21 protein-coding genes are annotated in these 23,395 nt (G+C 27.4%); 2 read left to right on the top strand and 19 right to left on the bottom strand.

The window, feature by feature from the left end; translation table 11 throughout:
• Nucleotides 1–57: 57 nt before the first annotated feature.
• The 6 genes from sigF to helD form a co-directional block, all read right to left on the bottom strand.
• The gene (gene sigF, locus QK892_RS04455; RefSeq protein ID WP_317272330.1) at nt 58–813 is read right to left on the bottom strand and encodes an RNA polymerase sporulation sigma factor SigF; all 756 of its coding nucleotides are present in this window, start codon (nt 811–813) and stop codon (nt 58–60) included.
• Nucleotides 814–822: 9 nt separating this feature from the next.
• Nucleotides 823–1,254: an anti-sigma F factor gene (spoIIAB, locus tag QK892_RS04450; protein ID WP_317272329.1), complete on the bottom strand. Its 432-nt coding sequence runs from the start codon at nt 1,252–1,254 to the stop codon at nt 823–825.
• Between the two features lie 13 nt (nt 1,255–1,267).
• Entirely contained in the window at nt 1,268–1,603 is a 336-nt protein-coding gene (gene spoIIAA, locus QK892_RS04445; RefSeq protein WP_317272328.1) for an anti-sigma F factor antagonist, read from the bottom strand.
• A gap of 185 nt (nt 1,604–1,788) precedes the next feature.
• On the bottom strand, nt 1,789–4,083 hold the full coding sequence (locus QK892_RS04440; RefSeq protein WP_317272327.1) for an AAA family ATPase: 2,295 nt from the start codon (nt 4,081–4,083) through the stop codon (nt 1,789–1,791).
• Between the two features lie 231 nt (nt 4,084–4,314).
• Nucleotides 4,315–5,487: an FprA family A-type flavoprotein gene (locus QK892_RS04435; RefSeq protein WP_317272326.1), complete on the bottom strand. Its 1,173-nt coding sequence runs from the start codon at nt 5,485–5,487 to the stop codon at nt 4,315–4,317.
• 138 nt (nt 5,488–5,625) lie between these two features.
• A complete protein-coding gene (gene helD, locus QK892_RS04430; protein ID WP_317272325.1) occupies nt 5,626–7,911 on the bottom strand; it encodes an RNA polymerase recycling motor HelD in 2,286 nt (761 codons plus the stop codon).
• Between the two features lie 255 nt (nt 7,912–8,166).
• Here helD and QK892_RS04425 point away from each other — a divergent pair, with 255 nt between their 5' ends.
• Entirely contained in the window at nt 8,167–8,802 is a 636-nt protein-coding gene (locus QK892_RS04425; RefSeq protein ID WP_317272324.1) for a TrkA C-terminal domain-containing protein, read from the top strand.
• 164 nt (nt 8,803–8,966) lie between these two features.
• Here QK892_RS04425 and QK892_RS04420 read toward each other — a convergent pair whose 3' ends face one another.
• The 10 genes from QK892_RS04420 to QK892_RS04375 all read right to left on the bottom strand — a co-directional run bounded on the left by QK892_RS04420 (nt 8,967) and on the right by QK892_RS04375 (nt 19,756).
• A complete protein-coding gene (locus tag QK892_RS04420) occupies nt 8,967–10,202 on the bottom strand; it encodes a hypothetical protein (protein WP_317272323.1) in 1,236 nt (411 codons plus the stop codon).
• Between the two features lie 38 nt (nt 10,203–10,240).
• Nucleotides 10,241–10,987 (bottom strand): flavodoxin family protein, encoded by a 747-nt coding sequence (locus QK892_RS04415; RefSeq protein WP_317272322.1) that lies wholly within the window; start codon nt 10,985–10,987, stop codon nt 10,241–10,243.
• A gap of 107 nt (nt 10,988–11,094) precedes the next feature.
• Nucleotides 11,095–12,450 (bottom strand): PFL family protein, encoded by a 1,356-nt coding sequence (locus tag QK892_RS04410; RefSeq protein WP_317272321.1) that lies wholly within the window; start codon nt 12,448–12,450, stop codon nt 11,095–11,097.
• 22 nt (nt 12,451–12,472) lie between these two features.
• Nucleotides 12,473–12,742: an ACT domain-containing protein gene (locus QK892_RS04405; protein WP_317272320.1), complete on the bottom strand. Its 270-nt coding sequence runs from the start codon at nt 12,740–12,742 to the stop codon at nt 12,473–12,475.
• Between the two features lie 194 nt (nt 12,743–12,936).
• On the bottom strand, nt 12,937–13,284 hold the full coding sequence (locus tag QK892_RS04400; protein ID WP_317272319.1) for a DUF1667 domain-containing protein: 348 nt from the start codon (nt 13,282–13,284) through the stop codon (nt 12,937–12,939).
• 20 nt (nt 13,285–13,304) lie between these two features.
• Nucleotides 13,305–14,549, bottom strand: a complete 1,245-nt coding sequence (locus QK892_RS04395) for an NAD(P)/FAD-dependent oxidoreductase (protein WP_317272318.1) — start codon at nt 14,547–14,549, stop codon at nt 13,305–13,307.
• A 10-nt stretch (nt 14,550–14,559) separates the two neighbouring features.
• A complete protein-coding gene (locus QK892_RS04390; protein ID WP_317272317.1) occupies nt 14,560–15,987 on the bottom strand; it encodes an NAD(P)/FAD-dependent oxidoreductase in 1,428 nt (475 codons plus the stop codon).
• A gap of 263 nt (nt 15,988–16,250) precedes the next feature.
• On the bottom strand, nt 16,251–17,051 hold the full coding sequence (locus QK892_RS04385; RefSeq protein ID WP_317272316.1) for a GNAT family N-acetyltransferase: 801 nt from the start codon (nt 17,049–17,051) through the stop codon (nt 16,251–16,253).
• Between the two features lie 424 nt (nt 17,052–17,475).
• Nucleotides 17,476–18,144 (bottom strand): Crp/Fnr family transcriptional regulator, encoded by a 669-nt coding sequence (locus tag QK892_RS04380; protein WP_317272315.1) that lies wholly within the window; start codon nt 18,142–18,144, stop codon nt 17,476–17,478.
• 190 nt (nt 18,145–18,334) lie between these two features.
• Nucleotides 18,335–19,756: an HNH endonuclease gene (locus QK892_RS04375; RefSeq protein WP_317272314.1), complete on the bottom strand. Its 1,422-nt coding sequence runs from the start codon at nt 19,754–19,756 to the stop codon at nt 18,335–18,337.
• Between the two features lie 450 nt (nt 19,757–20,206).
• Between QK892_RS04375 and QK892_RS04370 the strand changes: the two genes are divergently transcribed.
• The gene (locus QK892_RS04370) at nt 20,207–20,380 is read left to right on the top strand and encodes a hypothetical protein (RefSeq protein ID WP_317272313.1); all 174 of its coding nucleotides are present in this window, start codon (nt 20,207–20,209) and stop codon (nt 20,378–20,380) included.
• A 136-nt stretch (nt 20,381–20,516) separates the two neighbouring features.
• Here the strand turns inward: QK892_RS04370 and hcp are convergent, their stop codons facing one another.
• The 3 genes from hcp to QK892_RS04355 all read right to left on the bottom strand — a co-directional run bounded on the left by hcp (nt 20,517) and on the right by QK892_RS04355 (nt 23,358).
• The gene (hcp, locus tag QK892_RS04365; RefSeq protein ID WP_317272312.1) at nt 20,517–22,154 is read right to left on the bottom strand and encodes a hydroxylamine reductase; all 1,638 of its coding nucleotides are present in this window, start codon (nt 22,152–22,154) and stop codon (nt 20,517–20,519) included.
• Nucleotides 22,155–22,356: 202 nt separating this feature from the next.
• A complete protein-coding gene (locus tag QK892_RS04360) occupies nt 22,357–22,692 on the bottom strand; it encodes a hypothetical protein (RefSeq protein WP_317272311.1) in 336 nt (111 codons plus the stop codon).
• Nucleotides 22,693–22,938: 246 nt separating this feature from the next.
• Nucleotides 22,939–23,358, bottom strand: coding sequence for a GNAT family N-acetyltransferase (locus QK892_RS04355; RefSeq protein WP_317272310.1), 420 nt, complete (start codon nt 23,356–23,358; stop codon nt 22,939–22,941).
• Nucleotides 23,359–23,395: the final 37 nt, after the last annotated feature.

Here is a 23,395-nt window from a genome sequence, read left to right as displayed (position 1 = left end):
CTTATATAGTAAGCTTTTTATAATTTATTAAATAATTTTTCCATTTAAAATGAACTTTTATTCTTTTAATTTTTCTTTCATAATTCCTAAAACTTTCTTTTCAATTCTAGAAACTTGAACTTGGCTAATTCCAAGCATTTTTGCAACTTGCACTTGAGTTTTATCTTTAAAATATCTAAGCATTATAATTTGTCTTGATTTACTATCTAGACTTCTTAATGCCTCCTTAAGTGCAATTCTATTTATCATATCAGTATCATCTTCTCCCTTTTGACTTAATTTATCTATAAGCAATACAGGAGCTCCATCATCTTGGTGAATAGTATCATAGAGATATTGCATACTAACTGAAGATTCTATGGCAAATACTATCTCTTCCTTATCAATATTAGAATACTCTGATAACTCTTCAATAGTTGGTTCTCTATCTAGTTTTTTCGTTAATTCTTCTTTAGCAAAATGTAGCTTCCTAGCTAAACTCTTAACATTCCTACTAACCTTTATTATTCCATCATCTCTAATAAATCTTTTTATTTCTCCTATTATCATAGGAACTGCATAAGTCGAAAATTTCACATTAAACTTATCATCAAAGTTATTTATAGCCTTGACTAAACCAATAGATCCTATTTGGAATATATCTTCGTAATCATAACCTCTATTTAGAAATTTTTTACTAATGGATGATACAAGAGGTAAATTCATCTCAATGACCTTATTCATAGCCTCTTGATTACCAGCTTTGGCTAGAGGTATTAATTGTGAATTCTCTTCGTAATTATACACCTCTTTTCTTACACTTCCATTTTCCATCTACTTCACCTAACTTACTGTATTAAATTTCTTATTCATAATAACTTTTGTTCCTTTTCCATACTCACTAATAACTTCTAATTTATCCATAAAGGTTTCCATAACAGTAAAGCCCATTCCTGATCTCTCTAATTCTGGTTTAGAAGTGTATAATGGCTCCATCGCTTGTTCAACATCTTGTATTCCATTGCCATAGTCTTCAATAATTATAGTTATCTCATTTCCAGTTATACTGGCTTCTATTTTGATTATACCCTCTTTTTTGTTTTCATAACCATGTATTATAGAATTTGTTACAGCTTCTGAAACAGCTGTTTTTACATCTGTTAATTCTTCAACCGTTGGGTCTAATTGAGATACAAAAGCGGCTACAGCTACTCTTGCAAAACCCTCATTTTCGGATTTGCTCATTAATTCAATACTAACTTTATTATCAACCATTTTAAACCCTCCATTAAATATTCACTATGGCTTCATCAATATTTCTATAAACATCTATTATCTTATACATACCAGATATCTCAAAGACTTTATTAACCGCTCTATTTATTTCAGTTACACATAACTTCCCATTTCTATTTTGCATTTTTTTATATCTACCTATAACTACTCCAATTCCAGAGCTATCCATAAAAGTTACACCACTAAAATTTAATATAACTTTTTTTATGTTATCTCTTTCTATTCTATCATCTATCTTAACTCTAACTTCTTCTGCACTATGATGATCTAATTCCCCCATCAATCCAACTATAAGCTTGTCATCTTTTTTATCAAATTTAAGATACATATAAACTACTCTAAAGCAATTTGCCTTAGAGATCCACCTCCTCCATAGCAGTATTAATTTCCTTCTTTTTCCATAATTTTAACATATTAGTTTATTCATAGTCAAACATAATTATGCCTTTTATTATAAAAAATAAAAAAAGAATTAATACTACTAAGATATTAATTCTTTTCTATCTAATATATTTATTTTTTTGTTTTATATTTTTTAATTTCTTCCTTTAAAGTAGAATAAAAATCTTCTAGTGTTTCTCCTTCTTTTAATATTAAAGTTTCTATTGCATTATCTAAAGTATCCATTGTATATATATGAAAATCTCCATCTTCTATTGCTTTTTCTACTTCTGGCATCAAAATTAATTCATCCTTATTCGATGAAGGTATTAATACTCCCTTATTTTTATAATTATCTATATATTCACATACTTTAAAATATCCTTCTATCTTTTCATTTACTCCACCTATAGCTTGAACTTCTCCTAACTGATTGATTGATCCAGTAACAGAAATACTTTGATTTATAGGTCTCTTTGTCAAAGCTGATAGCATACATATTACTTCTGCTACAGAAGCACTATCTCCATCAATTATTCCATAAGATTGCTCAAAGTTTAAATAGAAATCAACAGGAATTCCTTCATATGAATCTATAATACTACTTATTAATCCCCTAATAACATTTATAGATTTTTCATGAATTTTACCACTTAATTTACTTTCTTTATGAATATCTATTATTCTACCTGTTCCTTTATGTGCAATACATGTTATTCTTACAGGTTTACCAAATGAATGATATCCAGTATCCAATACAGATAGTCCATTAATTACTCCTATTTTCTCCCCTGTTACTGATAAGATGATTTTATTTTCCTTATAAAGCTTATCATATTCTTCCTCTATTTTTTCTTTGTAATATGCAAATTTTCTTATGTCATCTCCTTCAATTAATTCACTATTTCTTGTCTTTGCATTATAATTGGCAAGAATCATAACTTTATCAATTTCAGCTATATCTATATTTATTTTAGTTTTTCTAGTTGCAGTTCTAGCTAAATATTTAATAATTTCTTTTCTTCCCTCTTCTGTAATTTGCATAAGATTATTTTCTTTTATTTTATTATCTATAGCATGATTTACATAATTTACAGCATTCTCATTAGCATCTACTATAGGATCAAATTCTGCTCTTAAAGGGAATAATTTTCCAAAATCTTCATCTAAATTATATAATGTGTCATAAGTATTCATATCCCCAATTAGAATAACTTTAACATTTATAGGTATAGGTTGAGGTTTTAACGAGTTAATTGAAATAATATCTAAATATGACTTTGATGCATCATAAGTTATTTTATTAGTCATAAGCGCTTTCTTTAAATGGTAATATGAATATCCATTATTAATTAATGAGTTCATTCGTATAATTAAGCAACCACCATTAGCTTTTAATAAGGATCCAGAATTAATCAAAGAAATATCTGTTGTATATACTCCATTATGATTTTCATATTCTAAGAATCCCATTAAATTATTTACACTTGGATCTTCATCATATATTACAGGTGGCTGATTAGTCAAACTATTATCAACTAATAAATGAATATTGTAATTATTAATAATATCATATAACTTTTCTTCATCATCCTCTATATCCATCGTGTAACATTCTATTATATTTTTTTCCATAAGAATAAATAGCTTTTCTAAATATTCATAAGCATTATCATCATCTATAAATTCAAAAAGCACCTCATCCTTATAAGCTTCCATTTCTTTTGTTAAAAAATCACTATAGACTTCCTTTAATTTTGTTATAGATTTTATTTCTATATCCTTTATTTTTCCTAAAACAACTTCTGCCTTTTTCTTTAATACAGTTGCCTTAGCTACTATAACTTCTTTTTTTTCTTTTTCTAAGTTATCATATTCTCTTTCACTTATTACTTTACCATTTATTAATGGTATAAAGGCAAAACCTTTATTAGTCACTTTCACCTCGAAGTTATCTTTTTTTGCCATTTCCATCAATTCACTTATATAAGAATTTCTCTTATTTTGTATTTCATCAATTAATTCATCTTTTTCATCTTCTGTAGAAGAATTATAAAATTCTTCAACTAGTTCTATATAATTATTTCTTATTCTATCAACTGCATCTTTTAACTTATTACCATTGCCATTAGAAACAAATAAAACTTCTGGTCTTTTATAATCATCTAAAACTACATAGCAAATATCATTTGGAGGTTCTAAAAATTTATACTGCTCCCTTATATAAGACTGAAGTTTTTTTAGCTTTTCTTTTGAAAATGAATCTATCAAATAAATATTATAACCCTCTTGGCTAATATTAAGGGCTCTTCCAATCTTTTCATACTCAACATCTATTTCTGGTATCATTGTTACGCTGCCTTTTTCTTTATTTGCAATAAATTTAAAGTTAAATTTTACATCTTGTGAAGTTAATTCTTTTTTCATACATTTCCTACCTTTAAATTGCTGTAGCAATTATTAAGAAGCAGTTTCCCCCCTCTTTTTAGTTGTTTAATATATAGATATTCCAATAATACGGGTTTAGGGATTAAAATTTGAAAATAAATTGCTTTTTAATATTTAATTAATTATATGAATGTTGTTCTTAACTAATTACCACTAGAAAAATTAAAGGATATTGTAAAACTTTAATAAGTTTTACAATATCCTTTTTAACTATAATAAGTCTATAAATTTATTAACTGCTTCTTCAGCTTTTTTGTAATCTTCCTCTGATGGTACAAAACAGAAGGATAATCCTGGATCAACTACTTTAAGCTTTAAATCTTTAAGTCTTGATGTAAGCATTTTTACTCCTTCTCCACTCCAACCATAAGATCCAAAAGCCATAGCTATCTTTCCTCTATTAATAATAGGACTAAGTAATGATAGTAAGTCCCAAGCCGGTTTAACAGCATCTTGATTTATTGTAGGTGATCCTATCATAAACCCTTTTGCTCTTTCTAACTTAGCTATACTTTCTTCCAATGGAATTGATGTGATTTCTGTCACATCTGCTATATATCCCTTTTCTTCTACTTTTCCCTTTAAGAATTTAGCCATTTCTTCTGTATTACCATAAGCAGAAATATAAAATATTTCTATTTTTTTATCATTTATCTTTTCTTCTGTTGCCCATTCTCTATAAAGATCTAATATTTTATCAATATTTGCCCCATGAACTGGACCGTGGCTAGTTGCCATACATTCAATCTCTAAGTCTTTAATCTTATCAAGTCCCATCAACACAAACTTCTTAAATGGTCCCATTATACAATTAAAATAATATTCCATCTCAACAAAATAGTCATCATTTAAACTTGATGTTATTCCACCTTCAGGGCAATAATGTGAACCTGTAAAATCACAAGTAAATATTAATTTTCTTTCTTTTACATAAGTGAAAATTGTATCTGGCCAATGTAAATTTGGTGCTGTAATAAACTTAAGTGTAGTTTTTCCAAGATTAATATCCTCTTTAGCATCAACATAATTAAATTCTCTATTTAAAATATTTTTTAAATATGTTATAGCTGCCTTAGATCCAACTATCTTAGCATTCGGATAATCATTTATCAACTTAATTAAAGAGCCACTATGGTCTAATTCTGTATGCTGAACTATAATATAATCAACATTTTTATCACCAATAACTGACACTAAGTTATTTTTAAACTCATCATAAAAGCCAGTTTTCACTGTATCTATTACTGCTACTTTCTCATCATCAATTACATAAGAATTATAGGTTGTTCCCTTTTTAGTTTCCATTATTATGTCGAATATTTTTAAATCAGGATCCTTAACTCCAATCCAATATATATTATCTTTTAATTTTTCTTGTGCCATATAACTGCCTCCAACATCGATATATTCGCTGATTCCAGGAAATATTTTATCATAATCTCATTTTCTAAACAATCATAAATATTACTATTATATATATATTTTACTTTGGTATATTCTTTAATTAAGTTTTAAAATTTTTTAAGAATTTATCATTTTAGACAATTTACTGATTTCTATAATATATTCATAATGTAAGGCTCTTGTTAATGAAACATATAGAAGTCTTTTATCTAAAATATTATCCTTATAATTTTCCTCACTTGGATCATATATTATAGTAGCATCGAATTCTAATCCTTTCGTCAAATAAGATGGAATTATTACTATATCATCATTATTTTCTTTTTCATTACCTTTTAGTAAGGAAATTTTTAGACTAGTTTCCTTCTTTATTATTTTTTCTACTTTTTTACCTTCATCTAATGTTTTAGTTATGATAGCTATGCTACTTTTACCTCTATTTTTTATTTCCGCAATTATATCTTTTATTTTTTTAACAGCTTCTTTATCACTATTACATTTTATTACTTTTGGTTCCTCTCCATGCCTTAATACTGGCTTTGCATTTTTTAAATTTAGATTTTGTGACCTTAAAGCTCCATCTGCAAAATCAATTATTTCAACAGTAGATCTATAACTTTGCGTTAATTGTATATATGTAGCTTTACCTTCAAATACCCTATCTATTATATCTTCCCATGTTTTAAGGCCCTTATAATAATAAATTCCCTGTGCTATATCTCCAACTAAAGTTAATGAGTTTCCCTTAGTTAACTTATTGATTAAATAAACTTGAAATGGATTATAATCTTGTGCTTCATCTACTACTATATGAGAGTATTTATCTTTTTCTTCAACACCCTCTAATAACATATTTATATATAAAAGTGGAGCTAAATCATCTTCGTCTATTACTCCATTTTCACTATTATATTCCAATTCTTCTTTCATAAATTCTGAAAGTTCCTTAGGTATTTTACCTAATGTTGCAATTTCAAAGTATTCTTCATTTTTAAAAAGATTATGATATATATCTTTTGAAGTTATACCTCTCCAATTCTTAAAATATTCACTTATAATTTTCTTAGAATTATTTTTTATATTTTCCTTTATAGTATCTCTTTCTGAATATAACTTTATTAACTTTTCTCGTCTTTCATCACAATCTTCTAATTCTCTTTTTACTTCTTTTATTCTTATATCCCAATCTTTATCTACTTGTAAACAAAGCACTTCTATTTTTTCTTTTAGCTTTAATAGAAGATATCTTTTAATTTCATCTTTTCTCTTATTTATAGGGTAACTTTTTAAGTCTTTTAAATAAAGTCTCATTATTTCCCTCTTACCGAATAAAACATAATCTTCTACTATAATATCGTTAATATCTAATGTAGCACCGTCTAACAAAGCTATATACCTATCTATCATACTTTTAAACATTAAAGTCCCTTTGATTTTTGAGGAATTAACAATGAAATTACATTTATTTATATCATTAGCCTCAATAATATTTCTTAATTTTTCATCTTTACCATTGACCTTTGATTTAGCCTTTAATTGCTTTAATGCTAAATCCTGAAATGTAGTTTGGTTGACCTCATCCACTCCAAGATTTGGTAGTATATCTGATATATAATCTAAAAATAATTTATTAGGAGCTAGAACTAGTATATCTTTTCCTCTAATGCTTTCTGAATATCTATAAATTAAGTAAGCTAATCTATGTAATGCTACGGTAGTCTTACCTGAGCCAGCAGATCCTTGTACTATTATAGGCAAATTCTTAGGCCATCTTATGATATCATTTTGTTCCTTTTGAATTGTAGCTACTACTTCCTTTAATTTTTTGCCTCTGCTTTCTTCTAAATTAATTTTTAAGAACTCATCGACTAAATCATTTTCTTCTAATCCACTATTAACAATAATTTCATTTATTCCTTCATCAAATATTTCCTTTAGGGAGTCTTCCTTAAATAAGAATTTTCGTTTTAAAGATAAGTTACCTTCTATTATTCCATTTGGAGATTTATAATATGCATATCCACCTGTTCCACTATAATATAGATCTGCTACTGGTGTTCTCCAATCTACTACTATTTCTTCTCCATCTTGACTTGAACTTACAGATTGTTTACCTATATAGATACTCTCTGTTTGAGCTTTATTTTCTCTAAAATCAACTCTTCCAAAATACGGTATCTTCATAGATTCTTCATAATTACTAATATCTTTTTTTAAAAATGAATATATTTTTTCAGTTGTTTCTTTTTCCTCATTATAGCTTCCTCTTGCTTCTTTCCTTAAAAGCCTTAGTTTTTTATCTATAACTTCAAAACTTCTTTTTTTCTCTAAAAGCTCTTCATTAATCTTCTTTCTTTTCTCTTTAAGAATTTCTTTTTCTAAAAATAAACCATCCTTTTCCATACAAATACCTCTTATTTAATATACTAAATTTATTATAGAATAAGTAATATTTAAATTCAATGAAATAGCTACCTCCGGCAATTAGTTAACAAATTATAGTTGTATTTCCTAACTGTTCATATATTTAAATTATCTGCATTAAAAGTAATTATTATTCTACTGTTTATTGATATTATCGATTTAAACTCATACAAATAAATACTTTACTTTATTATATTGTGTGTTAGAATTTTTATTGAAGGAGTGTGGATAAAATTGTCTAAACAAACTAAAACGCCTAATTATATTAAGATAGCTGTTGACATAGCTCATAGAATTGTAAATAATCAATTTATTGAAGGAGAAAAAATAACTGGTAGAACAACACTAGTCAGTATTTATAATGTATCTCCAGAAACTATTAGAAGATCTCTAGCTCTACTAAAAGATATGAATGTTGTTACAATTAATGAAAAGAGCGGTATCATAATAAATGATAAAAATTCTGCTAAAGAATTTTTAAATAAGTTTAAGACCAAAGCAGATTTTACATATTTAAATAGTGAAACTTTTGAACTAATTAAGAAAAGAAAAGAAATTGATGATAAACTAGAGAAAAATATAAATGATATAATTGAATTTGCTACACAGTTAAGAAATGTAGGCTCCATAATCCCTTTTGAAAGTATAGTTGAAAAAGATAGTTTTGCTGTTGGAAAAAGTATAGGCGAATTAGATTTTTGGCACAATACCAAAGCAACAATTATTGCAGTAAAAAGAGATGGAGATATGTTTTTATCCCCAGGCCCTTATTTTATAATAAATGATAGAGATATTATAGTGTACGTTGGTGACGACTCTGTCTTAGAAAATGTTAAAAACTATATTTCTTTACCTTTATCTAATGAATAAGATATTGCTATCGCACAATGTAAAATAAATAATGTAAAATTAAAGAAGAAACTCCTTATGGAGTTTCTAAAATAAATACATTAATATTAATTTGTTTTAAAATACATGAATAATGCTACATTTTACATTCTACATCTTTTTTGAGCTGTTTAGACAGCTCCATTTTAATTAATTTCTAATATATAATTAATTGCCTCTTCAAATTCTATTTTCTTAAATTTTTTCCTTAGTTTAAATTTAATTTTTTCAATATATTTTATAGAAAATGGTAAATATTCATCTATAACCTTTATATATTCATCAGAAAAAAATTCCTTACTAAATATTACTGAAAATAATATAAGCATTATGCAATTTGTTTTTATAAGTTCTTTTAATTCTGGTATATTCTCGCCTTTAAAACAATTCTCCTCTTTTAAAAGACTAACTGTGAAATTAATCAATTTATTTACTATTTTATCGAGATTATATTTAGGTACCAACTGAGACATTATAGTTATATGAGTATTATTTATATCAGATTTAATATCTTGTAAATCATCGATTAATTGAAGCAAGAAACCATAAAAGATACAAAAATATATTTCATCTTTATCTATCTTCCCTTTAGTTAAAAATCCATCTACTAAAACTGATGATCCACCTTTTTCAATAGATATACCTAAAATATCTTCTTCATAAGGAATACTAAGGATATCCTGTTGCTTCAAACTTTTTATCTGGCCTTCATGAATGGAAAGTAGAGCTTCATATAATTCACAATAATCATTTCTTTTAAAATCTTCTTCTATATAACTAACTAATTTATAAACAGATTTTTCATGAGAGTTACTACCTTCTATATGCTCTCCATTTAATCTTCTTTTCAATTTACAATTAAATTTCTTCTTTTCCATTTCATTTATATTGGTATTATCTAGATAATTATCTGTATATGGATATAACATACTATAACCAAATATAGATTTAGATAATTGGACTTTTTCCCCAAAGGCTGCTTGAAGTATATTAACAATCCAGACATTTCTCATAGCTTGACCTATATCAATATAACTCAAATTTTCATCAAATTGTTTTGCCTCTTTTATAAAGCTTTTAGTACTATTAAAGAAATCATCCTTAATACCTTTATTAATTATTCCAAGTTTAAAAGTTTCTTTTTCACTTTCTATAAAGTTATCAATAATTTTGTTAAATTCATTTTCCCAATGTTCCTTTTTATTATCTTCTTTAGGAAATTCATTTATTTTTTTAATTATTAAATCTATATAATTATCTAAATTCTTTTCTTTACTTCTCTTTTCTTTATCAGTATATTTTCTCATATCTAATTTGAAAGTTCTATCTGATTTCCACCATCTCTCACTACATTCTAGATATATAGAGTTTATCAAATCCATATTATTAATCCCCCAAGTCTAATCTTATCATCAAATTTTTACTTATTTCCAATTAACTTATATGCGACATTTCCTATTGCTCTTTTTAAAACTCCTATTTTAATATCTGGATGATAAACAAATTTAGAAAGTCCTGAACTCTTCCAATACCTATAATCTGCATCTCCTTCTCCAAAAGGCTTTTCTCCCAATTTTCTCCACAAATTATAAATAAAAATAGATTTCATTTGTGGATCATGTATTTTCTTTGACATTAGATCTTCAGCAAACTTACCTGACTTACTTTTAATTACTTCTATATTTTTTTTATTTAATTCCATTCCCCTATAAGCTATTGGCATCATCTCTACAAAGTTGAATCCCCAATAATACAAAACATCTTTAATGTACTTTGCTGAAGATATATGCCCAGCCCCTGCAGTAGTAGTAATTACTAATGCCTTTTTTGTGAAAAATCTTGGTCTATGGAAATTGTAAGACATATGATCTATAAATGTTTTTAAAATTCCACTAACTTGCATTGAATATACAGGCGAAGTAACTATAATAGCATCTGAACTTTCTATTTCTTTAGCTATATAATTAATCTTTTCATAATGTGGGCATTTATCCTCACCTTTATAAATACATAAAAAACATCCATTACAATAAGGTATATTTTCCTTACGCAATTCAATATCTATAAACTCAATTTCACCCTTTTTTCTCATTTCCTCTTTTGCAATATTTAACACATCCCAAGTATTACCTCTCCTTGGACTTCCATGTATTACAACACACCTCATAAATCCCCCTAAAATAATAAAAGAGAAAACAATATTAACTGTCTTCTCTTTAGATAATTGTTCTATTTATATTATACACAAAAGTTATATTTTGCTAAGCAAAATAATTAATTTTTGAATGAGTGAATTGGAGCTGGTATTCTTCCGCCTCTTTGAATAAATAATGATGATGAATATTTATTTACAGGCATTACTGGTGCCGTTCCTAATAGCCCTCCAAATTCAACTAAATCTCCTACTTTACATCCTGGAGCAGGAATAACTCTTACAGCAGTTGTCTTATTATTAATCATACCTATTGCTGATTCATCTGCAATCATAGCAGCTATAGTTTCTGCTGGTGTATCACCAGGAACAGCAATCATATCTAAGCCTACTGAACATATTGCAGTCATCGCTTCTAGTTTTTCTAAGTTTAATGATCCATTTAATACTGCATCTATCATTCCTGCATCTTCAGAAACTGGTATAAATGCTCCACTTAGACCTCCTACATGACTACAAGCCATTACTCCACCTTTCTTAACAGCATCATTTAATAACGCCAGTGCTGCTGTAGTTCCATGTGTTCCAACTACTTCTAATCCCATTTCTTCTAATATATGAGCAACTGAATCACCTACTGCTGGAGTTGGTGCTAATGATAAATCTACTATTCCAAATGGAACTCCTAATCTTTCTGAAGCTTCTTTAGCAACTAATTGTCCCATTCTAGTTATTTTAAATGCTGTTTTCTTGATAGTCTCTGCCACTACATCAAAAGATTCACCTTTAACTTTTTCTAAGGCTCTTTGAACAACTCCTGGTCCACTAACCCCAACACTTATAACTTTATCTGCTTCTCCAACACCATGGAAGGCTCCTGCCATAAAAGGGTTATCTTCAACAGCATTACAGAACACTACAAGTTTAGCACAGCCAAAACCTTTAGATTCTTTCGTATATTCTGCTGTCTTCTTAATTATCTCTCCCATTTCCCTTACTGCATCCATATTTATTCCACATCTAGTGGAACCCACATTTACTGACGAACAAACTTTGGAAGTTTTTGCTAAAGCCTCTGGAATTGAGTTAATAAGTATCTTATCGCCTTTAGTATATCCCTTTTGTACTAAAGCTGAAAAACCACCTATGAAATCTACACCTACAGCTTCTGCTGCCTTATCTAAAGTTTCTGCAAATTTTACATAATCTGTTTCATCAGTAGCACCTGCAATAATAGATATTGGAGTAACAGAAACTCTCTTATTTACTATTGGAATTCCAAATTCATTTTCAATTTCTCTGCCAACCTTAACTAAGTCTTTAGCACTGCTAACTATTTTATTGTATATTTTTTCTCTTGCCTTATCTCCATCAGAGTCTATACAATCTAGTAAAGAAATTCCCATAGTTATAGTTCTTATATCAAGTTTTTCTTCTTCTATCATTTTAATGGTTTCTAATATATTATTACTATTCATATCTTAGCCTCCGTATCCTAAATTATAAAGTATGCATGGAGTTAAATATTTCTTCTCTTTGAATCTTAACCTTTACTCCTAGCTTTTCTCCTTTAGCAACTAATGAGCCTTTTATCTCATCAAAACTTGCATTGGATTCTTTTAAATCTAGCATCATAATCATAGTGAAATACTTATCCATTATAGTTTGGTTAACATCTAAGATATTGATATTTAGTTTTAGTAATTCATTACTAACCCCTGCAATGATACCAACCTTATCTTTTCCTATTACTGTTAAAATAGCCTTCATAATCTTCAACACCTACTTTTTTCTTATTTTTCCCCAAAAAGGTAATATAATTTTATCCCTACTATTTGGTGTTGTCAAATCTAACATTATTACTAATATGTAAAATGAAAGTTAATTTTTACTAAGAATAAAAAAAGCAAGGTATTTAATTATTACACCTTACTTTTATAACTATTATTATTTATTTTCTAAATTTATTTTAAATCCCTACAGCTAACAATATCTATTCCTGTTCCTAAAATATTAGATAATACTACATCCCCTATTTTAATAGGAGCATTAACTTCCACTTTCTTCAATTCTTCCATACACTTAAATATTAAACCTTTAGGTATTTCTCCTTTAGTTTTCACTGGAAGCACTGGTAACTTAGCATTATTAACTTTAACAGTTGTTGTCACTACTCTAACAGGATTACTTACTTCATTTAATCCATAATCTAATCCTCTTTTGCAGCTATTTCCTGTTACCTTATTTTCCTCTATATTTACTTTAAGATGACATCCTATTGGACAACATATACAAATTAGTTCTTTTTCCATTTTACTCCTCCTTATTAAACTTACTCTAAAGATATTACAATCTCTTCACTTAGATCTTTTAACAATTCTTTTTTTATTACTACTCTTTCCATTTCTGCTGGAGCTAAATGTTTTCTCTTTAATATTTGTACTGTATTATCTCCTGACATTACCTTTATAGCCTTATCCTTATACACATTATTAACTCTCATAAATATAGTTAGCTTATCATCTATATCATTAGTAGATATTCTCTGTGGAACTGTATAATTAATTCCATTTCCATTTTTAATATTTATATAATCTTTCTTTTCTAATGTTTTATTTAAATATTTTACTACTGCCTTCCCAGTATGCTTAGCTTCTTCTGTCACAAAATCTACTAAGTCATGAACATGAACTACATTACCGCAGGCAAAAATCCCATCAATATTAGTTTCCATGCTTTCAGTTACCACTAATCCATTAGTTCTATTATCTAAATTAATACCGACCTTTTTAGATAATTCATTTTCTGGTATTAATCCAACTGATAATAATAAGGTATCACAATCAAATTCCATTTCAGTTCCCTTAATTGGCTTTTTATTTTCATCTACTTTTGAAATAATTACCTTTTCTACTCTCTTATCTCCAATTATATCTATTACTGTATGAGATAGATAAAGGGGTATATCATAATCATTTAAACATTGTACAATATTTCTATTAAGCCCATTTGAATAAGGCATAAGTTCTACTACTGCCTTAACCTTTGCCCCTTCTAATGTCATTCTTCTTGCCATAATTAGTCCAATATCACCTGATCCTAAAATAACTACTTCTTTACCTGGCATATAACCTTCAATATTTACATATCTTTGAGATGCACCAGCTGTGAATATACCAGATGGTCTATCTCCTGAAATACCAATAGCTCCTCTAGTTCTTTCTCTACATCCCATAGCTAAAATAATAGATTTTGTCTCTAAAATCATATATCCATCTTCTGTATTTATAGCATGAATCTTTTTATCTTCTTCTATCTCTAAAACCATTGTGTCTAATTTTACTTCTATATCTGTATTTTTAATTAGCTTAATAAATCTATCTGCATATTCTGGTCCGGTAAGTTCTTCTTTAAATGTATGAAGTCCAAAACCATTATGAATACATTGATTTAATATTCCTCCAAGTTCTTTATCTCTCTCAATAATTAGGATATTTTTTATCCCATTTACAAACGCTTCATATGCTGCAGCAAGTCCTGCTGGTCCTCCTCCAACTACAATTAAGTCATATATCATAATCCCCCTCCTATCTTGACCTTTCTGTTAATATATAAGATCCATCTTTTTCTTGAACTATACTTTCAAGTGGTATATTTAACTCTCTTGCAATTATTTCTTGGACACGAGGTCCACAAAAACCGCCTTGGCATCTCCCCATTCCTGGTCTGCATCGCCTCTTTATTCCATCTAAAGAAACTCTTCCAAAGGATCTATTAATTGCATCTATGATTTCTCCCTCTGTTATTTCTTCACATCTACATATTATTCTTCCATAATTTTTATCTTTTTTGATAATTTCAATTTTTTCATCTATAGGTAATTCCATAAATCTAATTTGTTTTCTATATGGATTAAAATCTTCTTTTTTTATAAAATTCAGTCCCGAAGTCTTTAATATATCAATTACCTCCAAAGCAATAGCTGGTGCTGCAGTTAATCCTGGAGACTTAATACCTGACACATCTACAAATCCTTTTACTTTATCATTTTCTTCAATAATAAAATCTCCTATGTTAGCATCTGCTCTTAATCCTGCAAAATTTCTAATTGAATTTCTGAAATTAATTTTATTAGTAGTTCTTGTAGCTGTTTTCCTTATAAAATCTAAGGCTTCAGAAGTAGTTTTTACTGAGTCCCTGTCATCTACATCCTGTGCATTAGGTCCAACAATTAAGTTTCCATGCACTGTTGGTGCAACTAAGACTCCTTTACCAAGTTTAGATGGGCATTGGAAAATAGTATTATGAAAGTTTTTACCTTCATCTTTATCTAAAACATAATATTCCCCTCTAATAGGATTAATTGTAAAACTTTCCTCACAAATCATATTATGAATTTTATCTGCATAAACACCTGCTGCATTTATTACATACTTAGTTTTTATTTCCTGATCATTTTTTAATTTAATTGTAAATATATCATCCTTTGTTATTGATACTACTTCAGAATTTAACTTAACTTCTCCACCATTTTTCACAGCATTTTCAACTAAAGCAATAGTATATTCAAAAGGTCCAACTATCCCTGCTGTTGGTGCATATAATGCTCCATAAATATTTTCATTTACATTAGGTTCAAGCTCTAAAACCTCTTCCTTAGTTAGTATCTTCAAATCTTTTACATTATTTTTAATTCCATTTTCATAAAGATGTTTTATTACTTCCATATCATTTTCATCAAAAGCAATTACTAATGAACCATTTCTAATAAAAGGTACTGAAAGCTCCTTACATAAATCATCAAACATTTCATTTCCTATAACATTATACTTTGCCATTAAAGTTCCATACTCTGGATCATATCCTGCATGGATTATTGCTGAGTTGGCCTTTGTAGTTCCCATTGAAACATCATTTTCTTTTTCTAATATTGCAACTTTAAAGTTATACTTAGTTAGCTCTCTAAAAATAGAAGCACCTATTATTCCCGCTCCTATTATTACTACATCATACATATAAATACCTCCATAAAAATTTCTTATATCCCTCTTATTATTTGCTTTTTACACGACAAAAAAGCATAAAAATAAGAGCACTCTTATTTTTATGCTTATCTCTAAATCTCTTAGCACATTAAATAAATTACAGTATAATTCTAACATATATTTAATAATCTGTATATATATTTTAGTTTAAACATTCTGATTTTTTAATATCTTCAATATGATATATATTTTCGTAATTAGTTGTATGACTTCTACAATAGTGAAAATACTGTTTATAAATCACCTTTGTAATATTTGAATTCTGAAGTTACTTCAAATCCAACTTTCTTATATAGATTTAAAGCACGGTCATTATTGGTGACTACTGATAACCTAATGTTTGTACATTGTTCTTCAAGCAAAAGACTTACAGTTTTCCTAAGAACATCCTGACCTATTCCTTTTCCTTGATGTGATGGTATGATACAGAAGCTGTAAATTACGGCTGTATTTGGACTTAAATAATTAATCCTAATAAGCCCTACGTTTTCACTTTCTATCTTTACGATGTATGTTTTATTACTTGGTTCGTCCGTCCTTGAAAAAAATTCGCGTGACCATTCTTCCGAATGACCAAAGGCCTGTGATGAGCACTTTATGGCAAACTCAAAATCCTCAGGTTCCATAGAACTTAAATATAAATCAAGATATCTTAAACGCTTTTCATTTTGTAAATTAGAAAGTGTCATAGAGTATTCTGATCTTTCAAATTCAACATTTAAAGAACTAACAAATCTGAAACCAGATTCAGAATCTTTAAGAAATCTATAGATTAAAGTTTTTATTCCTTGCTTTTTAATATCTTCTTTAGCAAACTTAAGCAAATTGCTAAATATTCCTTTGCGACGATACTCTGGATGCACCATCCCGTTGATGTTTGCTACAATTCCATCATCTGTGTACCAAGTTAAAATACCAACCATTTCATTATCAAAGTAGCAAAGTATCGCATGATCTCCATTTTCTTTTGCAAGGTGTTCGATTCCTATATTTAACTTTATTTTATCATATTGTGTGCACTTTTTTTCTAACAAAAGGATTGAGTCTATTTGTTCCTGTGAATTATAATTGAATTTAATTAATTTTATAATAGTAATTCCCCCTTGATTATGAAGGAAAACATGCTTTTTATGGACCAGTTCGCACTATCCTTCTTAAATTCGGTCCTACAACAACATTTACCACTATTAATCCCCTCCAAACATATTAATCATGTTATGATTAATATTATATATACTATATATACATTAACACATTATTGAATTTTTGTAATTAACTATTTAGTGGGATTAAATGAGAGTCAAACAAATGAAATTGTCCTATGTGCACTATTCAAATATTCTAGTAACTGTTGCTAGAGAAGGTTTTTTAATAATTAAAGCAAATAAAAAGGTTATAGGATGTAAAACCTTTTTATTTGCTTTATAAATTAACACTAATTAGAAAACCGCCAAATTATTATAAGAAAAATTCGTCTTCTAAAGCTTCAAGATCAGTAATTTTAATTTCCTTTAGAGTAAAATCTATTAATCCCATATCCTTCATATTAATTAGTTCTCTTGAAAGTGATGGTCTAGGAATTCCAAGTTCCTCAGCAAGTTCTTTCTTAGAAGCTATTTTATATATATAACTATTATTTTTCTTATAATTATCTAATAATATCTTGCATATCTTCCTTCTAATAGAATCTAATTCTATTAGATTAATTTTTCTATTTAATATCACTATTTTTTGTGATAACAATTCTAACATATTTTCCGCAAACTTAATATTTTTCTGCATTATTCCTAATACGCTATTCCTAGGAAAAGATAGCACTTTGCAATTTTCAACTGCCATTACTGTTGCAGGATATTCCTTATCCTTTGAAAATAAAAGTGCTTCTGCAAATACATCACTTACATTAAAATTTGCTAGTGTTAATACTTTGCCATTTTCATATATAGTTTGTATTACAGCCTTTCCTTCAAGTATTACAGATAAACTATTACATTCTTCTCCTTGATTAGCTATAGCTTGATTTTTCTTATATTCTCTTACTAAATATAGTTCTCTTTTTAATATATCCTCTATTTCATTTTCAGGAATCCCTTTAAAGAAACATGTTTTTTTTAAAACATCTATCATAAAAAATCTCCTTAACTCTTTCACTAGTCACTATTAACTAAAAAATTACTTAGCAATTTATCACTATTATACTATCATAAATTACACATGAACAAAATAAAAGCTAACGTAAAACTATAATATAAAGTGTACACTAAGAACTTTTAAATATTATATATTGCTGAAGCTCTATTTTAGACTAATATTAATATTATTTATTAAATTTTATTTTATCTATTTTAACTTGTGTTCCATCTAAATTATATTCTACATACGTATCATTATTATTTATAATCTTGACATTACCATAGTGTAATTCTCTATGATGATTCGGACATAAACATATCAAATTATCTACCGATAATTTAGAGTTCTTAGAATCTGAAACTGGTATTATATGATGTGTCTCAACATAATATTCTCCATTCTTTTTCTTAAATGAATATGGATTCAGCCCTAATGATTCACATATTTGACATTTATACTTTATGTATTTCTTTATCTTATTTGCTATTCTCCCTCTTTCTATAACTTTAACTAGTCTCTCTTTTTGCTCTATATTTGTATTTTCATAAATCTCATTTAAAAATTCAATTCCAACAATTGAATTTCCTAAGTTTTTAATATCAATTATTTCTTCATATCTATTTATATTAGTACTGTTATTTGAATTAATTAATTTAAGTATCCTATAAAACACCTCTTCTTTCAAAGGCATTGTAGCTCTTTGAAATCCACTAATTAAATACTTATCCTGATCTAATTTCACTTTATTTTCTTCATTAAATATTATTGGAGAATTTATCAAATTTTTAATTATCTTTATTTTTATTCGCCACTTTTCTATATTTATATCGTCCTTATTTGCATAAAACTCACTATAATCATCTTTTATAAATTCTGGTATAGACATAACTTTTACTACAGCATATATACCTGACTTCATTTTTTCTTTACCATATAGTTCCGATTTATTTCTAGAGTCTATTCCTACTCTTATTACGCCTCTATCTCCTATTTTAAATTTATCTCTATGGTCTTTATTAATAGAGTAATAAATTTCACCATTTACTTTATCACTATTTAAAAAATCATCTACATACCAATACTTAGGATTTGAAAAAAATGTCCACATTAAATTTTCTTTATTATTAAGTTGATTCATAGATATGCTTTCACTTTCTGATAACTTTACTGTATCTACAAATTCTTTTCCACTATGTAACTCATCTAAAGTTATATAGCAATGATTATTCTGACTAGGTTTTTTAGGGTTATGTTCTAATTTTTCTTTATAATTTAATATATAGAATTTATAATTAATACCCTTATGTTCAAATTCAAAAGATTTTAGCCTTTCTTCAATATATTTTTTCAATCTATTTTCTATTTCTGATGTTAAATTATATTCTTTTATCTCATCTATATTATATGGATTAATAGTTATTATTTTTTCTATCTCAAATAACTTATCCATAATTCCACCCTTTTTCCTAAAGGTATAGTATTTCACATCTTTGTATTCATATCCTACTTTATCAGGATGAGCGTGTATTTGATATTTATATATTAAATCTATAGTTCCAGAGGCAGGTATTGATATTACTATATTTTTCAAATTTTCATTTTCCATTTGTATCCCCCTATTAATATAAGTTTCTTTGTAATCTAATAATATTAAGTTCTAAATTATAATCATACTTAAAATTACTAAACTATTTAAGTTTTTTAGTATTATGTTTAACTATTTATAATAATAACTACAGTATATTTTTTCAAAGCTAACTAATGTACATTTTTATTATATATTAATTATGGGTTATAACTACATGAAAATAAACTATTAATGTTCTATTTTTAAATTCCTTCTCAATAGTATAATAAATCAACGTCCAATTATAAACAGAGCCATTGCTAAAAATAAAAAACTTAATAAATCATATTCCTATTTCATTTAATGGTTATTTTAGTATAATATAGTGATACATGGAATGAATATTTATTTTCAATTTTGTTTTTAGAAAGGTGCTTTATTTTAAAAAATAAAAATTCTAATTTAATTTATGCAATTTTAGGATGTGCTATGCTTGTGTTATTACAAACATCTCCATTTCAAAGTTCAATAGGCGGTATAAGATCATTTATAAAGGGAGTAGCATCTCCACTTCAGTATGCCTCAAATATTATATCTTTTGTAGCTGTAATATTATTTACAGTTTTATCAATAAAATTAATATTAATTAATCTAAAAGATTGATTTATTAAATTTATGAGAAGTAGATAGTTATAAAAAGTAAAAAAGATGACTTCTGCTAATACAGAAATCATCTTCTTAATATTTTTAACTGTTATTCAAAAGAATACACTTTAATAATTACTTTTAAATATTCTTATTATGCTAAAAACATCTTTAAGTCATCTTCAACATTAGTTATTCCACCGATTCCAAAGTTTTCAACAAGTACTTTAGCTACATTTGGTGAAAGGAATGCTGGTAATGTTGGTCCTAAGTGGATATTCTTAACTCCAAGATATAATAATGATAATAATACTATTACAGCCTTTTGTTCATACCATGCAATATTAAATGCTATTGGTAAATCATTTATATCTTGTAATTCGAATACTTCTTTAAGTTTTAAAGCTATTAATGCTAATGAATATGAATCATTACATTGTCCTGCATCTAATACTCTTGGAATTCCACCAATATCTCCTAAGTCTAATTTGTTATATTTATATTTAGCACATCCTGCTGTTAATATTACAGTATCTTGTGGCAGAGCCTTAGCAAAATCTGTGTAGTAGTTTCTTGATTTAGCTCTTCCATCACATCCTGCCATTACAAAGAACTTCTTTATAGCTCCTGATTTAACAGCATCTACAACCTTATCTGCAAGTTGCATTACTTGATTGTGTGCAAATCCTCCAATGATTTCTCCTTGTTCTATTTCAGTAGGTGCCTTGCATGTTTTAGCAAGCTCAATCATTTCTGAGAAATCTTTAGTTTCTCCATCTATACCATCTATATGCTTACACCCTGGGAATCCTGCTGCTCCAGTTGTGAATACTCTTTCCTTATAGCTATCCTTTGGTGGTACTATACAGTTAGTAGTCATTAAAATTGGTCCATTGAAGCTTTCAAATTCTTCTTTTTGCTTCCACCATGCATTTCCATAGTTTCCTACAAAGTGATCATATTTCTTAAATGCTGGATAATAGTGAGCTGGTAACATTTCTGAGTGAGTATAAACATCTACTCCTGTTCCTTTTGTTTGCTCTAATAATTGTTCTAAATCCTTTAAGTCGTGACCTGATACTAATATTCCTGGGTTATTTTTAACACCTATATTAACCTTTGTGATTTCTGGGTGTCCATAAGTTCCAGTATTAGCACTATCAAGTAAAGCCATACCGTCTACCCCAACCTTACCAGTTTCTAAAGTTAAAGCAACTAATTCATCTGCTGTTAAATTATCATTTAATAATTTAGCTAAAGTTTCTTGCATATATGCATTAACTTCTTCATTATCATAACTTAATTCATTAGCATGTTTCATGTATGCTGATAAACCTTTTAATCCATAAGTTATAAGCTCTCTTAAGCTTCTTATATCTTCATTTTTAGTTGCTAATACACCAACTTCTGTTGACTTTGCATCATATTCTTCTCTTGTAGATGCTGTCCATAATGCAGCTTCTGATAAATTATCTTTGTTTGATAACCTATTTAATAACTCTTCCTTTATTTCTAAAACTCTTTTAACTCTTTCATAGAATATTTCATCATCAAAGTTAGCATTAGTTATAGTTGTAAATAAATTTATTGTAATAAAGTGATTAATATCCTTTGATATTTCTTTTCCTTCTTTTCTAAGTCTTGTTGTAATTTCTGATAGTCCTTTTGTTGTATATACTAAAAGATCTTGCATTCTTGCTAAATCTGGTGATTTACCACAAACTCCAAACTTTGTACATCCAGTACACCCTGCTGTTTCTTGACATTGAAAGCAAAACATCTTGTTTTCCATTGAATTAAATCCCCCTTGGTTTTATTATTAATTTATTTCATAGGTACATTATATTGATATTAATAAATTAATTCGGTAACATTAGTTACATGATTTATAAAAATAAAAAATTAGTTTTTCTTTTAATTTTTTTCAAATTAAAAGATCTCTTAAGCAATGAATATACACAACTTAAAAGACCTTAATATTTAAATTAAAAAATTTATTCTGAAATTAATTCTATATTATCAATAACTTCTATTCTTACTATCTTTACTTTACTAATACCCTTTTTGTCTACATAAGAAATTTTAATCCACTCATCATCTACATCTAGAACATTTGCTACAACATCTAATGAACCATTAAAAGAAAGTGTTTCATTACATTTAATCTTACACTTTTCTCCCACAAGAGATGATATTATCTTTGACATTTCAAAATCCCCCTTTTCATTTCTTTCTAATAATTTTACTTTCTTCTCTAGCTTCTTTACCTTATCTGGATAAGAAGAATAACAAAGTATAATAATTAAACTAATCCATCCAATCCACTCCAAAAGAGCTACCCCCAATCTAATAAATTATTTATGTTATTATTATACCTCACATCCACTATATGAATAACCTATACCATCCAAATTTCCATTTATCTAACTAATGATTTATTAACTAAATATTTAAGCACATTTAGTCCATCACTATTAAAGCCTGCATATGCTCCCAAAAACTTTGGATATTTTATTGGTATCATTGTTATAACAAACTGAGTTTGTTGGCATTTTAATTCACAGACAACTTAAAATTTATATTCCTTTTATCATAAACATTTCCATCGGTTGTTCATATTTTGGAATATCAATTATAAGGCAACCACAGTCCTTATAACCTAATTTTCTATAAAAATTTTGTGAAGTTTCATTTACCTGTGTGGAAGTCAAAAGCATTCCATATCCTTGATCCTTCATGTCCGATTCCCAATATTCCATCAATTTTCTTCCGTAACCATTGCCTTGATACTTCACATCAACAAAAAGCATTGTACAAAATGGTGTATTATCCCAAAATAGATTATATCTTAATAAACCAATTGCTTTATCGTCATTTAACAAAACATAGCCCTGCTTGTTGCGAATTTTATTATCAAACTCAATCTTTGGTAGGTGTTTATCAAGACTATACCAAAATTCTTTATCTTCTATTTTTACATATCTAATTTTTAACATGAGTAATACCTCCTACTAATATTGTCAATAAACCTAC

The sequence above is a fragment of the Clostridium lamae genome, from assembly GCF_033043255.1.
In the GTDB taxonomy this organism is placed as follows: Bacteria; Bacillota; Clostridia; order Clostridiales; family Clostridiaceae; genus Clostridium; species Clostridium lamae.
This window is presented reverse-complemented; position numbering and strand designations above follow the sequence as displayed.

Bases quoted from the DNA above. Each gene is read 5' to 3' on its own strand.
- sigF (WP_317272330.1), bottom strand. From the start codon at position 813: ATGGAAAATGGAAGTGTAAGAAAAGAGGTGTATAATTACGAAGAGAAT.
- spoIIAB (WP_317272329.1), bottom strand. From the start codon at position 1,254: ATGGTTGATAATAAAGTTAGTATTGAATTAATGAGCAAATCCGAAAAT.
- spoIIAA (WP_317272328.1), bottom strand. From the start codon at position 1,603: ATGTATCTTAAATTTGATAAAAAAGATGACAAGCTTATAGTTGGATTG.
- QK892_RS04440 (WP_317272327.1), bottom strand. From the start codon at position 4,083: ATGAAAAAAGAATTAACTTCACAAGATGTAAAATTTAACTTTAAATTT.
- QK892_RS04435 (WP_317272326.1), bottom strand. From the start codon at position 5,487: ATGGCACAAGAAAAATTAAAAGATAATATATATTGGATTGGAGTTAAG.
- helD (WP_317272325.1), bottom strand. From the start codon at position 7,911: ATGGAAAAGGATGGTTTATTTTTAGAAAAAGAAATTCTTAAAGAGAAA.
- QK892_RS04420 (WP_317272323.1), bottom strand. From the start codon at position 10,202: ATGGATTTGATAAACTCTATATATCTAGAATGTAGTGAGAGATGGTGG.
- QK892_RS04415 (WP_317272322.1), bottom strand. From the start codon at position 10,987: ATGAGGTGTGTTGTAATACATGGAAGTCCAAGGAGAGGTAATACTTGG.
- QK892_RS04410 (WP_317272321.1), bottom strand. From the start codon at position 12,450: ATGAATAGTAATAATATATTAGAAACCATTAAAATGATAGAAGAAGAA.
- QK892_RS04405 (WP_317272320.1), bottom strand. From the start codon at position 12,742: ATGAAGGCTATTTTAACAGTAATAGGAAAAGATAAGGTTGGTATCATT.
- QK892_RS04400 (WP_317272319.1), bottom strand. From the start codon at position 13,284: ATGGAAAAAGAACTAATTTGTATATGTTGTCCAATAGGATGTCATCTT.
- QK892_RS04395 (WP_317272318.1), bottom strand. From the start codon at position 14,549: ATGATATATGACTTAATTGTAGTTGGAGGAGGACCAGCAGGACTTGCT.
- QK892_RS04390 (WP_317272317.1), bottom strand. From the start codon at position 15,987: ATGTATGATGTAGTAATAATAGGAGCGGGAATAATAGGTGCTTCTATT.
- QK892_RS04380 (WP_317272315.1), bottom strand. From the start codon at position 18,144: ATGATAGATGTTTTAAAAAAAACATGTTTCTTTAAAGGGATTCCTGAA.
- QK892_RS04375 (WP_317272314.1), bottom strand. From the start codon at position 19,756: ATGGAAAATGAAAATTTGAAAAATATAGTAATATCAATACCTGCCTCT.
- QK892_RS04370 (WP_317272313.1), top strand. From the start codon at position 20,207: ATGCTTGTGTTATTACAAACATCTCCATTTCAAAGTTCAATAGGCGGT.
- hcp (WP_317272312.1), bottom strand. From the start codon at position 22,154: ATGGAAAACAAGATGTTTTGCTTTCAATGTCAAGAAACAGCAGGGTGT.
- QK892_RS04355 (WP_317272310.1), bottom strand. From the start codon at position 23,358: ATGTTAAAAATTAGATATGTAAAAATAGAAGATAAAGAATTTTGGTAT.